Origin of the sequence: Gallibacterium genomosp. 1, assembly GCF_000771875.1 — a bacterium.
In the GTDB taxonomy this organism is placed as follows: Bacteria; Pseudomonadota; Gammaproteobacteria; order Enterobacterales; family Pasteurellaceae; genus Gallibacterium.
The window spans coordinates 91,871-113,369 of the sequence record NZ_JPXX01000020.1; the positions used below are offsets into that span (position 1 = coordinate 91,871).

The 21,499-nt window shown below is 35.7% G+C and carries 22 protein-coding genes; 16 read left to right on the top strand and 6 right to left on the bottom strand.

Features of this window, described 5'->3' with window-relative positions:
* Nucleotides 1-18 precede the first annotated feature (18 nt).
* Nucleotides 19-1,344, bottom strand: coding sequence for a hemolysin family protein (locus JP36_RS07200; protein WP_039133386.1), 1,326 nt, complete (start codon nucleotides 1,342-1,344; stop codon nucleotides 19-21).
* Between the two features lie 237 nt (nucleotides 1,345-1,581).
* Here JP36_RS07200 and JP36_RS07205 point away from each other — a divergent pair, with 237 nt between their 5' ends.
* Entirely contained in the window at nucleotides 1,582-2,097 is a 516-nt protein-coding gene (locus tag JP36_RS07205; protein WP_039173468.1) for a hemerythrin domain-containing protein, read from the top strand.
* A gap of 40 nt (nucleotides 2,098-2,137) precedes the next feature.
* Here JP36_RS07205 and JP36_RS07210 read toward each other — a convergent pair whose 3' ends face one another.
* Nucleotides 2,138-2,695: a Crp/Fnr family transcriptional regulator gene (locus JP36_RS07210; RefSeq protein ID WP_013745747.1), complete on the bottom strand. Its 558-nt coding sequence runs from the start codon at nucleotides 2,693-2,695 to the stop codon at nucleotides 2,138-2,140.
* Nucleotides 2,670-3,683: an ROK family protein gene (locus JP36_RS07215; protein ID WP_231924179.1), complete on the bottom strand. Its 1,014-nt coding sequence runs from the start codon at nucleotides 3,681-3,683 to the stop codon at nucleotides 2,670-2,672. Before JP36_RS07215 ends, JP36_RS07210 begins: the two co-directional genes overlap by 26 nt.
* A 226-nt stretch (nucleotides 3,684-3,909) precedes the next feature.
* On the opposite strand from JP36_RS07215, the gene JP36_RS07220 reads away from it, so the two are divergent.
* From JP36_RS07220 to JP36_RS07240, 5 genes are all read left to right on the top strand, one after another.
* Nucleotides 3,910-4,707: a sulfite exporter TauE/SafE family protein gene (locus JP36_RS07220; RefSeq protein ID WP_039133377.1), complete on the top strand. Its 798-nt coding sequence runs from the start codon at nucleotides 3,910-3,912 to the stop codon at nucleotides 4,705-4,707.
* A gap of 31 nt (nucleotides 4,708-4,738) precedes the next feature.
* On the top strand, nucleotides 4,739-5,938 hold the full coding sequence (locus tag JP36_RS07225; RefSeq protein ID WP_039133374.1) for an anaerobic sulfatase maturase: 1,200 nt from the start codon (nucleotides 4,739-4,741) through the stop codon (nucleotides 5,936-5,938).
* A gap of 170 nt (nucleotides 5,939-6,108) precedes the next feature.
* The gene (locus tag JP36_RS07230; protein WP_039133370.1) at nucleotides 6,109-7,803 is read left to right on the top strand and encodes a solute:sodium symporter family transporter; all 1,695 of its coding nucleotides are present in this window, start codon (nucleotides 6,109-6,111) and stop codon (nucleotides 7,801-7,803) included.
* Nucleotides 7,796-9,244 (top strand): sulfatase-like hydrolase/transferase, encoded by a 1,449-nt coding sequence (locus tag JP36_RS07235; protein WP_039133366.1) that lies wholly within the window; start codon nucleotides 7,796-7,798, stop codon nucleotides 9,242-9,244. Before JP36_RS07230 ends, JP36_RS07235 begins: the two co-directional genes overlap by 8 nt.
* Before the next feature lie 129 nt (nucleotides 9,245-9,373).
* Nucleotides 9,374-10,999: a phosphoethanolamine transferase gene (locus JP36_RS07240; RefSeq protein ID WP_039173470.1), complete on the top strand. Its 1,626-nt coding sequence runs from the start codon at nucleotides 9,374-9,376 to the stop codon at nucleotides 10,997-10,999.
* Between the two features lie 84 nt (nucleotides 11,000-11,083).
* On the opposite strand, the gene JP36_RS07245 is transcribed toward JP36_RS07240, so the two are convergent.
* Entirely contained in the window at nucleotides 11,084-12,925 is a 1,842-nt protein-coding gene (locus JP36_RS07245; protein WP_039173473.1) for an ABC transporter ATP-binding protein, read from the bottom strand.
* A gap of 6 nt (nucleotides 12,926-12,931) precedes the next feature.
* Complete coding sequence (gene mazG / locus JP36_RS07250) at nucleotides 12,932-13,732, bottom strand: nucleoside triphosphate pyrophosphohydrolase (protein ID WP_039133359.1); 801 nt, start codon at nucleotides 13,730-13,732, stop codon at nucleotides 12,932-12,934.
* A 134-nt stretch (nucleotides 13,733-13,866) separates the two neighbouring features.
* Between mazG and uspA the strand changes: the two genes are divergently transcribed.
* Complete coding sequence (uspA, locus tag JP36_RS07255) at nucleotides 13,867-14,295, top strand: universal stress protein UspA (RefSeq protein ID WP_039087649.1); 429 nt, start codon at nucleotides 13,867-13,869, stop codon at nucleotides 14,293-14,295.
* A 64-nt stretch (nucleotides 14,296-14,359) separates the two neighbouring features.
* On the opposite strand, the gene JP36_RS07260 is transcribed toward uspA, so the two are convergent.
* Nucleotides 14,360-14,581 carry a SlyX family protein gene (locus JP36_RS07260; RefSeq protein ID WP_039173476.1) on the bottom strand — a complete coding sequence of 74 codons (222 nt, stop codon included), beginning with the start codon at nucleotides 14,579-14,581 and terminating at the stop codon, nucleotides 14,360-14,362.
* 198 nt (nucleotides 14,582-14,779) lie between these two features.
* On the opposite strand from JP36_RS07260, the gene fkpA reads away from it, so the two are divergent.
* The 9 genes from fkpA to tuf form a co-directional block, all read left to right on the top strand.
* A complete protein-coding gene (gene fkpA / locus JP36_RS07265) occupies nucleotides 14,780-15,508 on the top strand; it encodes an FKBP-type peptidyl-prolyl cis-trans isomerase (RefSeq protein ID WP_039173477.1) in 729 nt (242 codons plus the stop codon).
* A 107-nt stretch (nucleotides 15,509-15,615) separates the two neighbouring features.
* Nucleotides 15,616-16,305, top strand: a complete 690-nt coding sequence (locus JP36_RS07270) for a helix-turn-helix transcriptional regulator (protein ID WP_039133349.1) — start codon at nucleotides 15,616-15,618, stop codon at nucleotides 16,303-16,305.
* Nucleotides 16,305-16,685, top strand: a complete 381-nt coding sequence (gene tusD / locus JP36_RS07275; RefSeq protein ID WP_039173480.1) for a sulfurtransferase complex subunit TusD — start codon at nucleotides 16,305-16,307, stop codon at nucleotides 16,683-16,685. The genes JP36_RS07270 and tusD overlap by 1 nt, the downstream gene beginning before the upstream one ends.
* Before the next feature lie 9 nt (nucleotides 16,686-16,694).
* On the top strand, nucleotides 16,695-17,054 hold the full coding sequence (gene tusC / locus JP36_RS07280) for a sulfurtransferase complex subunit TusC (protein ID WP_039173483.1): 360 nt from the start codon (nucleotides 16,695-16,697) through the stop codon (nucleotides 17,052-17,054).
* An 8-nt stretch (nucleotides 17,055-17,062) separates the two neighbouring features.
* Nucleotides 17,063-17,350, top strand: coding sequence for a DsrH/TusB family sulfur relay protein (locus JP36_RS07285; protein WP_039133340.1), 288 nt, complete (start codon nucleotides 17,063-17,065; stop codon nucleotides 17,348-17,350).
* A 126-nt stretch (nucleotides 17,351-17,476) separates the two neighbouring features.
* Nucleotides 17,477-17,851 carry a 30S ribosomal protein S12 gene (gene rpsL / locus JP36_RS07290; protein ID WP_013745731.1) on the top strand — a complete coding sequence of 125 codons (375 nt, stop codon included), beginning with the start codon at nucleotides 17,477-17,479 and terminating at the stop codon, nucleotides 17,849-17,851.
* Between the two features lie 111 nt (nucleotides 17,852-17,962).
* Nucleotides 17,963-18,433: a 30S ribosomal protein S7 gene (gene rpsG, locus JP36_RS07295; RefSeq protein WP_039133337.1), complete on the top strand. Its 471-nt coding sequence runs from the start codon at nucleotides 17,963-17,965 to the stop codon at nucleotides 18,431-18,433.
* 76 nt (nucleotides 18,434-18,509) lie between these two features.
* Nucleotides 18,510-20,615: an elongation factor G gene (gene fusA / locus JP36_RS07300; RefSeq protein ID WP_039133333.1), complete on the top strand. Its 2,106-nt coding sequence runs from the start codon at nucleotides 18,510-18,512 to the stop codon at nucleotides 20,613-20,615.
* Between the two features lie 58 nt (nucleotides 20,616-20,673).
* On the top strand, nucleotides 20,674-21,499 hold an 826-nt coding region (tuf, locus tag JP36_RS07305; protein ID WP_039173487.1), incomplete at its 3' end, for an elongation factor Tu.

Here is a 21,499-nt window from a genome sequence, read left to right on the forward strand (position 1 = left end):
AAAGTAGGCATTTTGAGATTATTCGCTAACTTCTTTAATCTTCAATGGTGGATGTGTGATACGAGTTACTAGTAACTGGTCTATTTTATAGTGGTCAATATCGACAACTTCAAATTTAAATCCTTCAAATTCGACTGCATCCGCCGGACGAGGAATTTTTCTTAAACGATACATCATAAATCCAGCAATGGTTTCGTAATTTTCCCATTCAGGAAAATCGATATTAATGGATAAAGCGTGTTTTACATTCTCAATTGGCGTTGATCCTTCAATTAACCACGAGTTTTCATCACGTTTAATGATTTGTTGATCCTGCTCAATAGGAGCAACCCAGTCTCCCATTACTGTCATCATAATATCTGATAATGTAATAACCCCGACGACTAATGCATATTCGTTCATTACTACAGCAAATTTCTCTTTAGTTGCACGGAAACGGTCTAATAGTTCTGATAAAGTTAAGGTATCTGGAATGATCAAAACATTGCGAATAGTTGATTCATTAAGTTGGATCATTGATTGATTATTTAAAATTTTTACCAAAATATCTTTGGTATCGACATAACCAATGACTTGATCAATATTTTCGTTACAAACTAAAAATTTGGAATATGGATAATCAGCAATTTTTTGACGAATACTTTGTTCAGATTCTTTTAAGGTGAAATAGACCACATTTTCTCGAGTGGTCATACTGGACGGCACTGTACGCTCTTCCAACTCAAACACATTTTCAATGAAATGATGTTCCTGCTGTTGTAATACTCCTGCCTGTGCTCCTGCATCTACAACCGCAGAAATATCATCGAAAGTGATGTTATCTTCACGGTTAATATTCATTTTGAAAAGACGAAAAATAGTATTAGCAATAGAATTGATGATCCAAGTAAAAGGCTTACAGATCAGAATAAAAATATTGATTGGGTGAATCAATGTCACTGCAATTTTTTCTGGTGCAATCATTGCCATACGTTTAGGCATTAAATCGGCAAAGATGATAAAGAGAGAAGTTACCAATGAAAATGATAAGGTAAATCCGATTGTTTCCGCCCATTCTCCCTGATAAAACTCTTCAACTAAGCTGACAAAATAGGGGCGAAATGCAGACTCCCCTAAGATACCTCCTAAAATAGCAACCGCATTTAAACCAATTTGTGAGGCGGCAAAAAAATCAGCTGAATTTTCTTGTAAAAACAATACTTTATTTGCTCGTTCATCGCCACTTTCCGCAATAAGCTTTAATTTGATTTTGCGTGCACCGGCAATCGAAATTTCTGAAATGGAAAGAAAACTTGAAGCGGCAATTAAAGCAACAATAACAATAAGATTTTGAAAAATAGTCACAAAACACCTATCAACATTTAAATATTTACTTACCAAAACCAAGCTATTGTACTAGAAAAAGATAGAGATCGGCTAATTTCATCAATTTTATTTATCAAAAGAATAAAGAATATCGTTAAGCAAAGTGGTTATTTTAAGCAGTAAAAGAAATACACCATATTGGGTAATTGTTTTTGTGAGCAGTAAACCTTACTATTTTAGTCAGATATTGCCCTTATAACCTCTGAGGAGAGATTTATGACAGCAGCGTCTCAACAAAATTATTTTTCTGATTCAGATATGCAAAAATGGTGTACGGCAGATTATCACGAAGTGATTGCTTTTGTGGAAAACGGTTATCACCAACGTCATCGTCAACAGTTGCCGGAGTTAATCAAATTGGCACAAACTGTTGAACAGGTTCACGCCGACAGTCCGAATTGCCCGGCAGGCAGTTCGTCTATTTTAGATAAAATTTATCAAGATCTTGATATGCATATGCGGAAAGAAGAGCAGATTCTGTTCCAAATGATTAAAGCTGGTCAATATGCAATGGCAAGAATGCCGATTCAAGTAATGTTGGCAGAACACGATGAAGCGGAAGAAGATGTGAGAACATTATTAACTTTAACGCGTAATTTAACGCTTCCTAAGGGAGCTTGTGGCACTTGGCAAGCGCTTTACAGCGGTATTGAGAAATTTATTGCCGATCTTCACGAGCATATTTATTTCGAAAATGAGATTTTCTTCCCAAGAGTATGTAGTGAAAAATAAAAAGAAACCTGTTTCTATAAAGAAACAGGTTTTTTATGATTTAGAGTAGATTTTTACGCCGTAATTCTTTAGTAATTCGGATTGCTGTTTCGGTTTCACAACCTGTGTACTCTGCAATTTCACGGTTTGTCCAATTATATTCAGGGAAGTTTTCATTAAGAAAACAGATGCTATCAATAATTCTATCTAAACTTTTTAGATAAGCACTTTTTGCTAGCCTACTCTCAGCATCTCTTAGTTCATTTGCCAGTATTTGAAATAGCATATGGACAGTATGGGGATTTTCTAAAAAAAAGTTATCTAAATCTTGAGGTGTAATCCTAATAATTTCAGATTTTTTTAAGATCCTTGCACTACAGTGGTATGTACCATCGCCAAAGAGCGTTCTAAAACCGAAATAATCGCCTTGTTTATAAATTCTAACTAAGCTTTCTTTGCCGTTCTCTAGCATGTGATATAGACCAACTAACCCTTTTTCAACAAAATAAAATTCGTGTGATGAATCGCCTTGAAGATAAAGTACTGTGCCTTTTGGTACTGTATGTAAAGGGGTACATTGACAACACTTCAAGTCATAAGGAGATAATATTTGATTCATTGTGTGTTCTATGCCTATAGTCATTAATAACGAGTGATGCAGCGCCTTTTATACCAGCAGAATCAAGTAATTGACAGTGTTTTATTTTGATTTTCTCTAAAGATGTAGATAATGCATAACGAGTTAGATATATTTTTACTTTTTGTATGATTAAATCTGCTGATTTAGAAACGCCTCCAGCTAAAATCACAAGTTCTGGATCAACTGTATTTAACAATACACCCAATCCGTAAGCTAAATATTTGCAGAAATTTTCTATTACTTCAATCGCAATTTCATCATTTTTATTGTAAAAATCAAATATATGGCTGACTTCTAAGTCAGATAAGTGATGATAGAATTGTTCACTCAACATTCCTACTTTCTTTTCAAGTATTAGTCTTTTAGTTTCTCTAAGAATTCCAGTGGCAGAGGCATAAGTTTCAAGACATCCGGTTAAACCACAACCACATTTTAATCCTTTTTCATTAACCACAATATGACCAAACTCACCGGCACAACCATTTACTCCAGATAAGATTTTTTGATCAATAATGATACCGGCGGACAACCCCGTACCAATAGATATGACAATAATATTATTAAAGCCCCGACCACTACCGAATAATAATTCTCCTAAAGCGATATTATTCACGTCTTTTTCGACTTTCACGAATTTTTGAGAAATATCTTCCATTAATTGTTTAGCGTTAAAGTTATCTCCCCAAGAGAAGTTTGAGGCGCGCGAGATAATTGCCTGATTTACGACTAAACCGGGAATGCCTAAACCTATACAGAGTAGCTGATCAGTAGAGATATTCAATGCATTTGCCATATCTTGTACTGTCTGCCAAATACGAGCAAATGTTTGTTGTGCACCTTGTATGGATAGTGTTTTGATAGAGCGTTCAATGAGGATATTACAATGATTATCCACAATACCGATTTTAGTATTAGTGCCTCCAATATCAATACCAACATAATATTCCATAAGATGATTCTGTTTCATAAAGTTTTTCTACTATGTGAGAAAGTTAATAATGATTTGAGTATAAAAAGCAATGGAGCCAAATAATTATGATAATTATCATAAACTTATTGTGAGATACTTCACAAATTTTTATAGGGTATTATATTGTGAATGGTTATATATTTATAACTTATCAATATGATGATGATCATAAAGTTATTGTGTAAAGCTCATTCATAATAAAGAAAAATTATTAGGATGGAATATGACTTTACCGATTATTATTACATTAGTCGTATGTGGATTTTTGTCTAATCTGATGTCTGCCTTATTTGGAATTGGCGGCGGCGTTTTGATGGTACCAGTGTTGCATACGATGTTCCCAGAGATGCCTTTGCAGATGGTTGCGGCGACTTCTTTAACGATTGTAATGGGAACTTCAGTGATCAATTTAATCTATTTTATTAAACAAAAAATTCAGATTGATAAAAAAAAGATGATTTTTTGGTCATTGGCTATGATTGTAGGGGTGCAGCTTGGCTTCTACCTTAGTTTTGATGTGTCAGATTTCGTCATTGTGACTATTTTTGTTGTAACTTTAGTGTTATTAGCACTTAAAACCTTGTTGGATATAAAAGGAGACAGAAAAAAACGTGAGCAAAGTAACGATACATTGCCAGGTATTTTAGCTTGCTTTTTAGGTGGGGGAATAGCAGGTATCACAGGTATTGGCGGTGGATCTATTATGTCGCCTTTGATTGCTCAATTGCCAAGTATCAATATTAGACAAATCGCAGTATATACAAATTATATGATGGTAATTGGAGGTATTGGTAATTTGTATGGCTATTTATCTAAATCGCCAGGTATTATTATCCCTCATTCATGGCAAGTTGGTTATGTGAATTTTAGTATTGTTGTAATTGTTGTGCTTAGCTCATTTGTAATGAGTTTCTTCTCTATGAAAATTCGAGGTAAATTGAAGCCTGAATTATCCCAAAAGTTATTAGGTTTAACTCTACTTCTTATCGCATCATATATGTTATTGTTACAACTCATTTAAATTTATTATGTTATTTGAGAGCTTTAATTTTATGTCGAAACAGAAAAAAATTTATTTCCATATGATGGCGAAACCCAGTAGTTTTCATTGCAATATTAAATGTGAATATTGCTTTTATTTACAAAAAGAACAGGTGTTTACGCGTCATATCAATTCAATGACGGAACAGACATTGGAAAATTACATTAAAAATTATATTGATTCATTTCCAGGTGAACGAATTGATTTTATGTGGCAAGGCGGTGAGCCAACTTTATTGGGATTAGATTTTTTTAGGAAAGTGGTTAGCCTACAATCAAAATTTGCTGGAACTAAACAAATTAGCAATAGTTTTCAAACTAACGGGATGGCTTTAAATAGGCAATGGTGCGAATTCTTTAAAGATAATAAATTTTTAATTGGAATCTCGGTTGATGGGCTAGAGGAGGTGCATAATAAATATCGCATTTCTATCAATGGGCAACCTACTTTTGCTCGCGTAAAGCACGCTATTGAATTATTAAAAGCATATCAAGTTGATTTTAATACGTTAACTGTTGTAAATGATCGTAATTGGAATAAAGGAAAGGAAACCTATCAAGCATTAAAAGCATTGGGCTCGACTTTTATGCAATTTATTCCTATTGTGGAAGTTGCTAATTATTCAGCACAACGACAAGATTTTAATCCAGGTAAAAACTATCGAATGACACCATTTTCTGTTCCTGCAGAAGGATATGGGCAATTTTTATTGGATGTATTTAATGAATGGATCAAAGAGGATATAGGTCATATTTTTATTAATATGTTTGATGATTTATTAGGTCAATGGTTAGGATTTCCATCAAGAAGTTGTGTTCATCAGGAAACCTGTGGTAGAGCGATGATATTAGAGTCAAATGGTGATGTTTATAGTTGTGATCATTTTGTTTACCCCGCCTATAAAATAGGTAATGTGAATCATCAATCATTAACTCATATCGTTAATTCACCTAAACAGATAAGATTTGGTAACGCTAAATTGGAAACGTTAACAAAACAATGTCAGAAATGTGAGGTGCGGCATTTTTGTTATGGTGGATGTCCGAAACATCGTATTGTTTCTTTGAAAGGAGAACAATTTAAACAAAATTATTTATGTCCTTCATACCACTTCTTTTTCCGTCATAGTGCTCCAATAATGTCACGTATTCGGGATATTATTCGACAAGGTAGAAGTACAAGAGAGATAATGAGTATGTTATCTCGTTAACCGAAATAAAAAACAGAAAATTGTTACATAAATATATTACTTATAAAATTTACTTTTAGAATTTGTGATCTTTCTCACATATTAACTATGATTATTATCATAACTAATAAAAATAAAAACTTCTATTCTTGTATATGAATATGTATATTTTGGAAAGGATAGGAGGCAATATGTTATTAACAATATTGAGTTTTTTATTAGTGACAGGGGGAGTGGCACTTATTTCTTGGTTAAAAACTAGACACGATGATTTGTCAACCTCTAAAGGTTATTTCCTTGCTGGAAGGAGATTAAGTGGCTTTATCATTGGCTGTTCTATGATATTAACTTCATTATCTACAGAACAAATTATAGGTGTGAATGCCAATTCCTATATTGGTAATTTCTCAATTATAGCTTGGACAGTACCTACAGTAATTCCATTATGCTTTTTAGCAGTATATTTGTTACCGAAGTATATTAGAAACGGATATACTACTATTCCGGAGTTTTTTGAAAACCGTTTTGATAGACAGACACGTTTAATTATGTCTGGTCTTTTTTTAGTTTTCTATCTTTTTATTGTTATTCCAACAGCTCTTTATACTGGAGCCATTGCATTTAATAAAATATTTAATTTGGAAGCGGCTTTTAATATTAGTTATGGAGAATCTATTGTTTATACCATAATTGCTATTGGGGTTGTTGGAGCTGCATATGCGATATTTGGTGGATTAAAAGCTGTGGCAGTTTCAGACACAATTAATGCTATTATTCTTGTGATTGGTGCTATTTTGGTTCCTATTTTTGCCTTGATTTATTTAGGAAATGGTAGTTTTATGGAAGGGGTGCATATTATTGGCACCACTCATGTAGAGAAGTTTAATGCAATAGGCAGTGCGACAGATGCCGTACCTTGGCCGACAATTTTTACCGGTATTATGTTAGTTCACTTCTTTTATTGGACAACCAATCAAGCAATAGTACAAAGAGCATTAGGGGCTAAAGATTTAAAAGCAGGGCAGAAAGGAATATTAATTGCAGCCTTATTTTTATTACTGTTACCAATAATTTTAAATTTACCAGGACTGCTTAGTTTCCACATTATTGGTGAAGGTTTGAATCCAATTGATTTATCTTACCCGGAATTAGTCAACCGAGTATTGCCAACTGTATTACAAGGTTTCTTTGTTGCTGCATTATTCGGTGCTATTTTAAGTACATTTAATTCATTCTTAAATTCAGCAGCAACAATTTATTGTAAGGATTTATTACCTTCAATTAGCAAAAAAACATTTAGTGATTCAGAATTGATTACATATGCGAAAAAAGTTTCAGCATTTATGGCGATTATTACCATTATTATTGGTCCATTATTAATGTTTGGTACAGATGGTATTTTCTTAATTACTAAACGTTTTGCTGGCTTTGTGAATATTCCTATTGTTGCTTTATTTGCAGTAGGATTATTTAATAAAACTGTTTCAGGCTTGGCAGCAAGAATTGCGTTGCTTCTCCATGTTATTTTATATTTCTTAATCGTATGGGTATTTAATGTAAAAATTAATTTCGTCTATGTGATGGCTGCACTATTTGTCTTTGATGTTGCTGTGATGTTGTTTTTAGGTATATTCTTAAGAAGAAAAACACCTTATCAAGATAATTCTGAAAATAAAAGTAATGTTGACCTAAGTAATTGGGAATATGTCAATGTTACCGTGGCATCGCTCATTTTAGGATTGATAACACTTTATGCACTATTATCTCCTATTGGACTAGCTTCTATGAATGGTAAACCATTATGGATTATTGGAGGATATTTGATTCTTCAAGTTGTCTTATTTATGGTGGTAGGAAAAAATAAACAGAAGGCTAAATATGCGTAATATAATTTATATTTTATTAGATCAAGTAAGAAAGGATATGCTAGGTCCTTATGGGCATAGCATTGTTAAAACGCCTAATATAGATAAATTGGCGAAAGAGGGAATTTGTTTTGATAATGCTTTTACGCCTGCATCTGTATGTGGACCAGCAAGAACCTCTTTATTCACAGGATTAATGCCTTCTTCTCACGGCATTATTAGAAATGGTGAAAAAGGTGGTAGCGGTGAAGTGGATGTTAATCAACCTAATATTACTCATCTTGAAGGGTACAATAGTTATGTGGTTGGGAAATGGCATGTAGGCACAAAATCAGTACCTGCTGATTATGGTATTAAAGGACATAATTTTGATGGTTATGGATACCCAGGTAGTCGAGTTTACAAAAATCTTGTTTTTGATCAGCCACCTACTCATTCTAATCGTTATCAATCATGGCTAATGGAAAAAGGATTTGATATTCCAGAAGTTAGTCGAGCCTATTTTGGTGATAATCCACATTTACGAGTTCAAGAATTATGTGGTTTATTATCGGGTTCTAAAGAACAAACTATTCCATATTTTCTGCTTGATGAAACAAAGCGTTATATTCAAGAGTCTTTGGATGAGGGAAAGCCATTCTTTACTTGGATAAATTTCTGGGGGCCTCACACGCCTTGCATTGTTCCTGAACCCTATTATTCTATGTATGATCCAAAAGATGTGATATTGGATAAAAGTTTTTTTAAGCCGCTAGAAGGGAAGCCTGGGCATTATAGAACTATTTCTAAAATGTGGGGAATGTGGGAAGCAAGTGAAGCACATTGGAAAGAGGTTATCACAAAATTCTGGGGTTATATTACATTGATTGATGATGCAATAGGCGAATTGTTTAAATTTTTAAAAGAAAAAGGATTATATGAAGAAAGCTTTATTGTAATAACGGCAGACCATGGTGATGCAATGGGACATCATCGAATGATTGAGAAAGGGGAGTTTATGTTTGATAGTACTTATAATATTCCTTTAATTATTAAAGACCCATTATCCGATCGAATTAATCAACGAGATGATAATTTAGTCTACCTGCATGATTTAACTTCGACGGTATATGATGTTGCCAATCAGCCTATACCTACCGAATTTGAAGGTGCCAGTTTATTACCAATAATAAGGCAACATAAAAATAATAATCGGAAAGGCTTATTAGCACAGTTAGCCGGACATTTTGTTTATTTTGAACAGCGAATGTGGCGGCGTAAAGATTATAAATTAGTTTTTAATGCCAGCGATGTTTGTGAACTATATGATATCGTCAGAGATCCTGAGGAAATGGAAAATCTCTTTTATGACAAGCGTTATACTTCAGTGAAGAAAGAGATGCTGGAAGAAATGTGGCTTGAGATGAAAAAAATCAACGATCCACTAGAAAATTGGGTTTATCGCATTATTCAGGAAATTTAAGCTCTCTTTTAGTTATAGTTAGAAAAAACTGCACCATCGTGTGCAGTTTTTTATTATGCAATAGAACTATTGGATTAAAACCATTGTCAAAGCGTGGCAGATTTATTTAGATTAGGGAATTTTTATTTTATGCAGAAAATAGCATTGTCAATGCGATCGTCCAGCTTAATTGGTTTGGTTGCACTCTATTTTACACTGATCTTAAATTATGCATTTTATGCAAAAGTGCTTTCAATCCATCCTTTTACCGGTGCGGCAGGGGATTACTTCTTATTAACTGTACCTTTCTTTGTCTTTTTTGTGTTGAATGCGGTATTTCAAATTTTGGCACTACCATTATTGCATAAAGTGCTTATACCAGCGTTGTTGATCATCAGTGCAGCGATTGGTTATAGCGAAGTTTTTCTAGATGTCTATTTTACAACCGATATGTTGGAAAATGTTTTGCAGACTAATTTTGCTGAAAGCTCCCGAATGATGACATTGCCTTATATTGCTTGGATTATCGGCTTTGGCGTTGTGCCGGCATTATTATATTTATTGGTGAAAGTTGATTATCGTGTTTGGTATAAAGAAATTGCTTATCGCATTGGTTTAATTTTGCTTTCAGCAGTTGTGATTGTTGGTATTGCAAAAGTCTTCTATCAGGATTACGCTGGATTTGTACGAAATAACAAAAGTGTGCCGGCATTAATTGTACCTTCTAATTTTATTAGTGCTGGTATTAATGAGATTAAACGAATTCGTGAAGCTAATATGCCGTATACACAATTAGGTTTGGATGCAGCACAGGAAAAACCGGATGACTATCGTCACTTTACAGTATTGGTTGTTGGTGAAACTACTCGAGCACAAAATTGGGGGTTAAATGGCTATCAACCACAAACTACACCATTGTTGGCGGCTCGAGGAAAACAGATAATTAATTTTAGAAATGTTTCCAGTTGTGGTACAGCGACCGCACTTTCAGTGCCTTGTATGTTTTCGGGTATGGGAAGAGATGGTTATGATGCAGTTAAGGCATCTCATCAAGATAATATTTTGGATGTGTTGCAGCGTGCTGGTGTAGAAGTGATCTGGTTAGATAATGACAGCGGTTGTAAGGGAGTATGTGAACGTGTTCTGAATAAAGATATTACGGCAACCAATGATCCTCAGTATTGTAAGGATGGTGAATGTTTGGACAATATTTTATTATCGTATATTGATGATGTAATTAAAAAAACGCATAAAGACACAGTGCTAGTTTTGCATACAATTGGTAGTCACGGACCAACTTATTATGAGCGTTATTCCGAACAGTACCGCCGTTTTACACCGACTTGCGATACTAATGAAATTCAGAAGTGTAGCAATGAACAATTAGTGAATACTTATAATAATGGCATTTTATATATTGATCAGTTTTTAGATAATGTAATTAAGAAAATGGAATCTCATCCAGAACTGGAAGCTGCTGTTTATTATTTATCAGATCACGGAGAATCATTAGGTGAAAATGGTGTTTATTTACACGGCACTCCTTATGCTATTGCACCAGAACAGCAAACCCGAATTCCAATGATAATGTGGTTCTCAGATCGCTTTAGACAGAATGAAAATATTGATTTTGATTGTTTAGAGCAAAATGCTCAGCAACGATCTTATTCACACGATAATTTATACAGTACCTTATTTGGTTTAATGGATATGAACCCGAATACTTCGGTATATAAAAAGGAATTGGATATTATTACACAGTGTAAAAAACAGTAACTTCAATAGATGGATGTGAATAGAGTAAGAGAAAACAGAGGGCGATACAAAGCCCTCTGTTTATTTTTGCTGATTGAAAATGAGTTAATTCTCGCTAAGAAAACCACCACTTTGATGTTTCCATAATTTAGCGTAAAGTCCATTTTGAGCCAATAACTCACTGTGAGTTCCCTGTTCAACAATATGACCTTTATCCAACACAATGAGACGATCCATTGCTGCAATCGTGGAAAGACGGTGTGCAATAGCAATAACGGTTTTATTTTCCATCATTTTATCTAAACTTTCTTGAATGGCGGCTTCAACTTCGGAATCCAATGCGCTAGTTGCTTCATCCAATAATAAAATTGGTGCATCTTTTAACATTACACGAGCGATGGCAATGCGTTGACGTTGCCCTCCGGAAAGCTTAACACCTCGTTCACCAACGTGAGCGTCATAACCGTGGCGACCTTGTGCATCACTTAAAGTTGGAATAAACCCAGCTGCTTCGGCACGTTCCGCCGCTGAGATCATTTCTTCTTCACTGGCATCAGGTCTTCCATAGATAATATTTTCACGCACGGAACGGTGCAATAATGAGGTGTCTTGTGTTACTAAACCGATCTGACTACGTAAACTTTCTTGGCGGACATTGCAAATATTCTGCCCATCAATAGTGATATTGCCTTGATCTGCTTCATAAAAACGTAATAACAAGTTTACGATAGTGGATTTACCAGCACCGGAACGACCAATTAAACCTACTTTTTCTCCCGGTTTAATGGTGAGATTAAAATCTGTTAGCAACGGTTTATCTGCTTCATAAGAGAAGTTAATGTGTTCAAATTTAATTTCTCCTTTATGTACGACTAGATCAGTCGCATTGATTTTATCAACTATCGTATGCGGTTTGGATAGTGTGTGCATACCGTCATTCACCGTACCGATGTTTTCAAAAAGACGAGCTGCTTCCCACATAATCCAACGAGAAAGATTGTTCACTCTCAATGCCATTGCGATAGCAGTAGCAATAGCACCGACCCCAGTGCTGCCTCTGCTCCATAGCCATAAACCTAAAAAACCAGTGCTGAGTGTTAATAGAATATTGGTTAAATAGGTGAGCGTTTCTAAAGAGGTTGCTAATCGCATTTGTGCGTGAACAGTTACCATAAATTCTTTCATTGAGCGTTTAGCATAACTAGCTTCTCGTAAACCGTGAGAAAAGAGTTTGACTGTAGTAATATTGGCGTAAGCATCAGTTATACGACCGGTCATTAAAGAACGGGCATCGGCTTGACGTTCTGCTGTGTATGCCAATTTTGGGATAAAAATTTTCAGAATTATGATAAACAGTACTAACCAGATAATAAATGGTAGTACAAACCAACCGTCCAATGCGATTAGTACTGCACCGGAAGTAATGAAATAGACGATAACATAGGTCATCACATCAGAAATCGTCAAAACCGTATCTCGTACAGCCAGTGCTGTTTGCATTACTTTCGCTGAAACACGTCCAGCAAATTCATCCTGATAAAAACCTAAACTTTGTCCTAGCATTAAACGGTGAAAATTCCAACGTAACCGCATTGGAAAAACGCCTTGTAAAGTTTGCAGATGGATATTGGCGGCAATGAATGACCAAAGAATACTGAACAGCATTAAAGCCGCCATTGCGATTAATTGCCACTGTTTTTGGTGCCATAATTGTTGTGGTGAATATTGTGATAACCAATCCACTAATACCCCCATAAACTGAAATAAAATGGCTTCCATTGCACCGATACCGATGACCATAATGGTGAGTAATAAAATCCAACCACGCATTCCTTCGGTACAGGACCAAATAAATTTAATTAATCCGTGTTTCGGTACTTCAGGCATTTCATCCGGATAAGGATTAAGCCGATGTTCAAACCAGCTATAAATACGATTTAATAACATAGTACGTTAATGATCCTCTTGTTTTTCTTGTCGTTTTATTTGATCCCAAATTAAATCCATTTCTGCTAAAGATACTTGTTCCAGTTGGCGACCAGAGTCAAGAATACGTTGTTCAACTTGACGAAAACGACGTTCAAATTTCAAGTTTGCTTTGCGTAAAGCCTCTTCTGGATTAAGTTTTAAATGTCTAGCAACATTGACGGTAGCAAAGAGTAGATCACCTATCTCCTCTTCTATTGCCTGAGGATTTTGAGGTTGTTTTAAGATCTCATCTCTAACTTCCTGTAACTCTTCTTCAACTTTTTGTATTGTTGGTTCCAATTCTGACCAATCAAAACCTACTTTTGCACAACGCTTTTGCAATTTAGCAGCACGAAGTAAAGAAGGGAGTGCTATCGGCACATTATCCAAAATGGAATATTGTGCTTTTTTATAACGTTCCTGCTGTTTGATATTCTCCCAATTTTTCAGTACTTCCTCGCTATTATCTGCTTTTATTTCACCGAAAACGTGTGGATGACGCCGGATAATTTTATCGGTAATGCCGTCAATCACATCATTGAGCGTAAATGTTCCCTCTTCTTGAGCTAATTGGCTTAAAAATACGACTTGCATCAATAAATCGCCAAGTTCTTCTTTTAATTCTTTTCGATCATCTTGATTAATGGCTTCGACAACCTCATATGCTTCTTCAAGGATATGAGGTGGCATTGTTTGATAGGTTTGTTCTAGATCCCAAGGGCAACCTCCGTTCGGATCGCGTAATTTAGCGATAATCTTGGCAAATTTTTCTAATTTTGTTGTCATTTAATACTCCATTTTAGAATTAATTTGTATTGAATTTTTAATAGCGTGATCAACCGCAAATTTTTCACTTAATTTTAATGTTAGTATAACATCATAGCTTATTCGATTAGCTGATTATAAATGGAGGAATCATTATGTATAAGCACGTTCTTGTCGCAGTAGACCTTTCTGAAGAAAGTAATGTTTTACTAGCTAAAGCTGTTCAAGTAGCTAAAAACAATGGAGCTAAACTTTCTATTATTCACGTAGATGTTAATTTTTCCGACCTCTATACCGGGTTAATCGATGTAAATATGTCTTCTATGCAAGATCGTATTTCCGATGAGACTCACGATGCCCTTGTTGAATTGGCAAAACAAGCAGGTTATCCGGTTACCGAAACATTATGTGGTAATGGCGATCTTGGTACAGTGTTGGCTGATGCCGTAAGCAAATATGATGTTGATATTCTTATTGTCGGACATCACCAGGATTTCTGGAGTAAATTAATGTCCTCAACTCGTCAAGTAATGAACAATATCAATGTTGATATGTTGGTTGTTCCTTTGAAAGATGACGAATAGTGAATTATAGCTTGAAAAAACCTCTGCGTCTGTTGATTGCAGAGGTTTTTTATCTTTTTGATAGTTAATAGTGTGGTGGAGGTGTTTCTTCTGTCTGAGTTGCGATATTGGATGGTTGTACATCTTTTAGTTTTTGTGCGAGATAGCGAAGCTGTAGTTGCATTTTATTAATGATGAATTGTTGTTCAACCAATGCTTGATTAAGTTGTTCAATGGTGTTTTCCTGAAAAGTGACTTTCGTTTCTAGTTCATTCATTCTTTCTATTAAATCATCAAATTGGTTCATTAATTGCCTCTTGAGTAACCTACTTTGTATTGTTGAATTGAATAGTTATGCCAAATTCTGAATAAAGTATAGGGAAAATTAATAATTTCGTTTAAATTTTAAATATATATTGTATATTTTCTTAAATCATTTTAATCTATTCAATAAAATTTTTATGGAAGTAAAAATCTATTATTTTCTTATGGAGAACAAATAATTATGCGATCTATTCAAAAACTTGCTTTTCTTTCTGGTTTTGTGTTGTTAGCAATAAGCAGCCATAGTTTTGCAGAAGATTCTCAATTAAAAGATAAAAAGTTTATTGAACAATCTTCTTATGCTATAGGCGTATTTTTAGGTAAAAATATTCAACAATCTTTGGATGGGCAGAAATCCTTGATCGAATATGACAATAATAAAATTTTGGATGGTGTGCGCGATACCTTAATGGGAAAAACAACACTTTCAGATGAAGTGCTACAAAAGCAGTTGCAAGAATTGGATGCGCAATTAACAAAAGCGACTCAGGTAGAGCTGGAAAAAGTTGCGAAAGAGAATGAAGAAAAAGGCAAAGTTTATCGCGAAAAATATGCGAAAGAAAAAGATGTAAAACAGACTAAAAGTGGCATTCTTTATCGTATAGAAAAAATGGGTGAAGGTGCTTCACCGACAGAAAATGATACGGTAAAAGTGAATTATCGTGGAAAATTGATTGACGGTACTGAATTTGATAGTTCATATAAACGTAACCAGCCGATTGAGTTTCAATTGGGACAGCTTATTCCAGGTTGGGTTGAAGGAATTGGTTTAATCAAAAAAGGCGGTAAAATTCAATTGGTATTGCCACCGAATTTAGCTTATGGTGATCAGCAAACCGGTCAGATTCCACCAAATTCAACATTGATTTTTGATATTGAATTATTAGATGTGAAATCAAATAGTAAGTAATTTTAGTGATTAAAAACAAAATAAATAAGAAACGGACAGTAATGTCCGTTCTTAGTTTAAGAATCAGCGATCAGAAGTATTAATGTACAGAATGGAAGGCAATAGCAATGAATTTAGATGATGATATTTTTTTACAGGAACAACAACCATTTAGTAAAGAAGATCATAATATTATTCAATCTTATATTCCTGTAGTGGAAGGCATTGCGGCATTAATCGGCGGACATTGTGAGATAGTGCTTCACTCTTTAGAGAATTTGAAACATTCGGCCATTTGTATCGCTAATGGACACAATACTAATCGTAAAGTTGGTTCTCCGTTAACTGATTTGGCACTGCGATCATTACATCAAATGAAAACGGATAGTGTCTCTAAACCTTATTTTACGCGAGCTAAAACTAATGGTTTGATGAAATCAATTAGTATTGCTATTCGAAACCCTCAGCAACGTATTATCGGTTTATTGTGTATTAATATTAATTTGAGCGTACCGGTAGCGGAATTTGTACAAGGATTTATGCCGACACACGAACAGGAAGAAAGTTCTTCGGAAGTTAATTTTGCTTCATCAGTGGAAGAGTTAGTAGCGCAAACGGTTGAACAGACAATTGAAGATGTTACTAATGATCGTAATGTGTCGAACAATAATAAAAATAAACAGATCGTTCATTCATTATTTGAGAAAGGGATTTTTGATATAAAAGACGCTATTAATCAGGTGGCGGAAAGGTTAGAAATTTCTCGCCATACAGTTTATTTATACATTCGTCAGATTAAGCAGGATGAATTAAAATAATGCGTTATCTACTCTCTGTTACACAACCAGTTTATGGTTCACAAGCAAGTTATCTTGCCTATCAGTTTGCACAAGCATTACTTAATGCCGGACATATTATTGATCAGGTTTTTTTTTCTCAATCGGGAGTAACAAATGGTAATTTATTTGTTTACCCAGCTAATGACGAAATAAATTTAGTCAAGCAGTGGCAACAGTTATCGAAAAAACATCAATTTGCATTAAATCTATGTATCGCCGCATCACAACGTCGAGGTATTGTTGATGAAGCCTGTTCGTTAGATGGAACACAAAATAATTTGGCAGAAGGGTTTGTTCTTACCGGATTGGGGGAATTCAGCCAAGCAGTTTTAACCGTTGATCGAGTCATTACTTTTTAATAATACACTATGAAAGTCGCATTTATTTTTACCCATCCGCCTTATGGCAGTAGCAAAGTAAGAGAAGGTCTTGATGCGTTATTGGCGATGTCCGCTTATTGTGATGAAAAAGAAATCGGAGTGTTTTTTTGGCGTGATGGCATATTATCTTTATTAAAACAGCAACAAGCGGATGCTATTTTACAAAAAGACACGGTAGCAATGAGTAAATTATTAATGTTATATGAAATTGAACAATGCTTTGTCTGTGAAGAAGATTTGCAACATTATCAATGTTCAAAAGAAGCGTTATCTTTACCTGTTGTCGTATTAGATAATGAAAATTTTTTTAAACGATTGTACCAAGCAGAAAAAATTTTAACATTTTAAGGAATGCTATGCTTTATACCTTTGCCAATCGTGAATATGATATTCAATGGTTACAGCAAATTTTCCAACAATTAACCCCATGTGATGTGATTTTATTATGGCAGGATGGCGTATTGTTACCATTGAAGTATCCAATATTATTTAATCAATTAACACAGTATTTCTTATTGGAAAATGATGTAATGGCGCGAGGTATTTCCTCTGTTTTGAGTAAAATAGCTACAAATGCAAAATGTATCGATTTATCTCAAACTGTGCAGATCACTGAGGATTATTACCCTCAAATTAATCTCTAAATTCTAATTGTACAAAATCTTGACATAGTTATCGTTAAAGAATAGAATTCATCGTCCATTCTTCTATGGAATGGGGTTAATTTAACATTCAATAGTGAATAATTTTATTTAAACTGGAGCTTTTTAATGGCAACTATCAACCAATTAGTACGCAAACCGCGTGTGAAAAAGGTTGTAAAAAGCAACGTTCCTGCATTAGAGGCTTGCCCGCAGAAACGTGGCGTGTGTACTCGTGTGTACACAACTACACCTAAAAAACCGAATTCAGCATTACGTAAAGTATGCCGTATTCGTTTAACTAATGGTTATGAAGTAACTTCCTACATTGGTGGTGAAGGTCATAACTTACAAGAACACTCCGTTGTATTAATTCGTGGCGGTCGTGTTAAAGACTTACCAGGTGTGCGTTACCACACCGTACGCGGTGCATTAGACTGTGCAGGCGTAAAAGATCGTAAACAAGGTCGTTCTAAATACGGCGTGAAACGCCCTAAAGCTTAATGGTTCTCCGTTAAGTAAGGCCAAACGTTTAATTTAGAACATAGATAGCATACAAGACTCCAGAAATAGAGTTTTGGATAACCTGAAGATTTAATATACGGAGAAAAAACCATGCCACGTCGTCGTGTGATTGGTCAACGCAAGATTCTTCCAGATCCAAAGTTCGGATCAGAATTACTTGCAAAATTTATTAATGTTTTAATGGTAGATGGTAAAAAATCTATCGCTGAAAAAATTGTTTATACTGCTCTAGATACATTAGCACAAAGAACTGGTAAAGAACATTTAGAAGCGTTTGAAGCAGCATTGGAAAATGTTCGTCCTACTGTAGAGGTTAAATCTCGCCGTGTTGGTGGTTCTACTTATCAGGTACCAGTAGAAGTTCGTCCGGTTCGTCGTAATGCATTAGGTATGCGTTGGATTGTAGAAGCAGCTCGTAAACGTGGTGACAAATCTATGGCATTACGCCTTGCTAACGAGTTGTCAGATGCAGTTGAAAATAAAGGCGCTGCAGTGAAGAAACGTGAAGACGTTCATCGAATGGCAGAAGCCAATAAAGCATTTGCACATTACCGTTGGTAATTTCATTTATTATGCGGCAAGCCTTGTTAAGGCTTGCTGGTTTAACTTTTTTTAAGCCTAGCGAGAGGAAATAATCGTGGCACGTACTACTCCTATTGAGCGCTATCGTAATATCGGTATTAGTGCTCACATCGACGCAGGTAAAACAACTACCACAGAACGTATTCTTTTCTATACCGGTGTAAGTCATAAGATCGGTGAGGTGCACGATGGTGCGGCTACCATGGACTGGATGGAGCAAGAACAAGAACGTGGTATTACAATTACTTCTGCGGCAACAACTTGCTTCTGGCAAGGTATGTCAAAACAATTCCCACAACACCGTATCAATATTATCGATACTCCGGGACACGTCGACTTTACTATCGAAGTAGAACGTTCAATGCGTGTTCTTGACGGTGCGGTAATGGTTTACTGTGCGGTAGGTGGTGTTCAACCTCAATCAGAAACCGTATGGCGTCAAGCAAATAAGTACGGCGTTCCTCGTATTGCGTTCGTAAATAAAATGGACCGTACAGGTGCAAACTTCTTACGTGTTGTTGAACAAATCAAAACCCGTTTAGGTGGAACTGCTGTGCCAATCCAATTACCAATTGGTGCGGAAGATAACTTTAAAGGTGTTATTGACCTTCTTAAAATGAAAGCGATCAACTGGAATGAAGCTGATCAGGGTATGACTTTCACCTATGAAGATATTCCAGCTGATTTAAAAGACTTAGCGGATGAATGGCACCAAAACTTGATTGAATCAGCAGCAGAAGCTTCTGAAGAATTAATGGAAAAATACCTTGGCGGTGAAGAACTAACTGAAGAAGAAGTTAGAGCAGCATTACGTCAACGTGTATTAGCGAATGAAATCATTCTTATCACTTGCGGTTCTGCATTTAAGAACAAAGGTGTACAAGCAATGTTGGATGCTGTTATTGATTATTTACCAGCTCCTACTGATGTACCAGCAATTAAAGGTATTAATCTTGATGATACCGAAGGTGAGCGTCATGCGAGTGATGATGAACCATTCTCAGCACTAGCATTTAAGATTGCAACAGATCCATTTGTAGGTAACTTAACATTCTTCCGTGTTTACTCAGGTGTAGTAAATTCAGGCGATACTGTGATGAACTCAGTAAAACAAAAGCGTGAACGTTTTGGTCGTATTGTTCAAATGCACGCTAATAAACGTGAAGAAATCAAAGAAGTCCGTGCAGGTGATATTGCAGCCGCAATTGGTCTGAAGGAAGTTACAACTGGTGATACATTATGTGATCCAGATAATCCGATTATCCTTGAACGTATGGAATTCCCAGAGCCAGTTATTTCTGTTGCAGTAGAACCAAAAACTAAAGCTGACCAAGAGAAAATGGGCTTGGCGTTAGGTCGTTTAGCACAAGAAGACCCATCATTCCGTGTTCATACAGATGAAGAGTCGGGTCAAACTATTATTTCCGGTATGGGTGAATTACACTTGGATATTATTGTTGACCGTATGCGTCGTGAATTCAAAGTGGAAGCAAATATCGGTAAACCACAAGTTGCTTATCGTGAAACTATTCGTACTCGTGTCAACGATGTTGAAGGTAAACACGCAAAACAATCTGGTGGTCGAGGTCAATATGGTCATGTTGTTATCGACTTGTATCCATTGGATCCAGAAGGACCAGGATACGAATTTGTCAACGAAATCAAAGGTGGTGTTATTCCTGGTGAATATATTCCAGCTGTTGATAAAGGTATTCAGGAACAACTTAAAGCTGGTCCGTTAGCAGGATATCCAGTAGTTGATATTGGTGTTCGCTTACATTTCGGTTCTTACCATGATGTGGACTCATCAGAATTGGCATTTAAATTAGCAGCATCAATTGCGTTTAAAGCAGCGTTTGCTAAAGCAAATCCAGTATTACTTGAGCCAATTATGAAAGTAGAAGTAGAAACTCCTGCGGAATATGTAGGGGATGTTATTGGTGACTTAAGCCGTCGCCGTGCTCTTGTAAATGGTCAAGAAAGTAATGAATTTGTTACTAAGATTAATGCAGAAGTACCATTATCAGAAATGTTTGGTTATGCAACAGATCTTCGTTCACAAACTCAAGGTCGTGCTTCTTACTCAATGGAACCATTGAAATATGCTGAAGCACCAGCTAGCGTAGCAACTGCAGTAATTGAAGCTCGCAAAGCAAAATAATTGTAACAACTGCAACCTATTAATGGGTTGCAGATTTTAATTTAAAAAGGAAATTATCGTGTCTAAAGAAAAATTTGAACGTACAAAACCGCACGTAAACGTGGGTACAATCGGCCACGTTGACCATGGTAAAACAACTTTAACCGCAGCCATCACAACCGTATTAGCAAAACACTACGGTGGTGCAGCTCGTGCATTTGACCAAATCGATAATGCGCCAGAAGAAAAAGCGCGTGGTATCACCATCAACACCTCACACGTTGAATACGATACTCCAACTCGTCACTATGCACACGTTGACTGTCCGGGACACGCCGACTATGTAAAAAATATGATTACCGGTGCGGCGCAAATGGACGGAGCGATTCTAGTAGTAGCAGCGACAGACGGTCCAATGCCACAAACTCGTGAACACATCTTATTAGGACGCCAAGTAGGTGTACCATACATCATCGTATTCTTAAACAAATGCGATATGGTAGATGACGAAGAGTTATTAGAATTAGTAGAAATGGAAGTTCGTGAACTTCTATCACAATATGATTTCCCAGGTGATGATACTCCAATCGTACGTGGTTCAGCATTAAAAGCCTTAGAAGGTGATGCCGCGTGGGAAGAAAAAATTCTTGAATTAGCAAACTACTTGGATACATACATTCCTGAACCGGAACGTGCAGTAGACCAACCGTTCTTGTTACCAATCGAAGACGTATTCTCAATTTCAGGTCGTGGTACTGTAGTAACAGGACGTGTAGAACGCGGTGTTATTCGTACAGGTGAAGAAGTAGAAATCGTAGGTATCAAAGAAACTACGAAAACGACTGTAACTGGTGTAGAAATGTTCCGTAAATTACTTGACGAAGGTCGTGCAGGTGAAAACATCG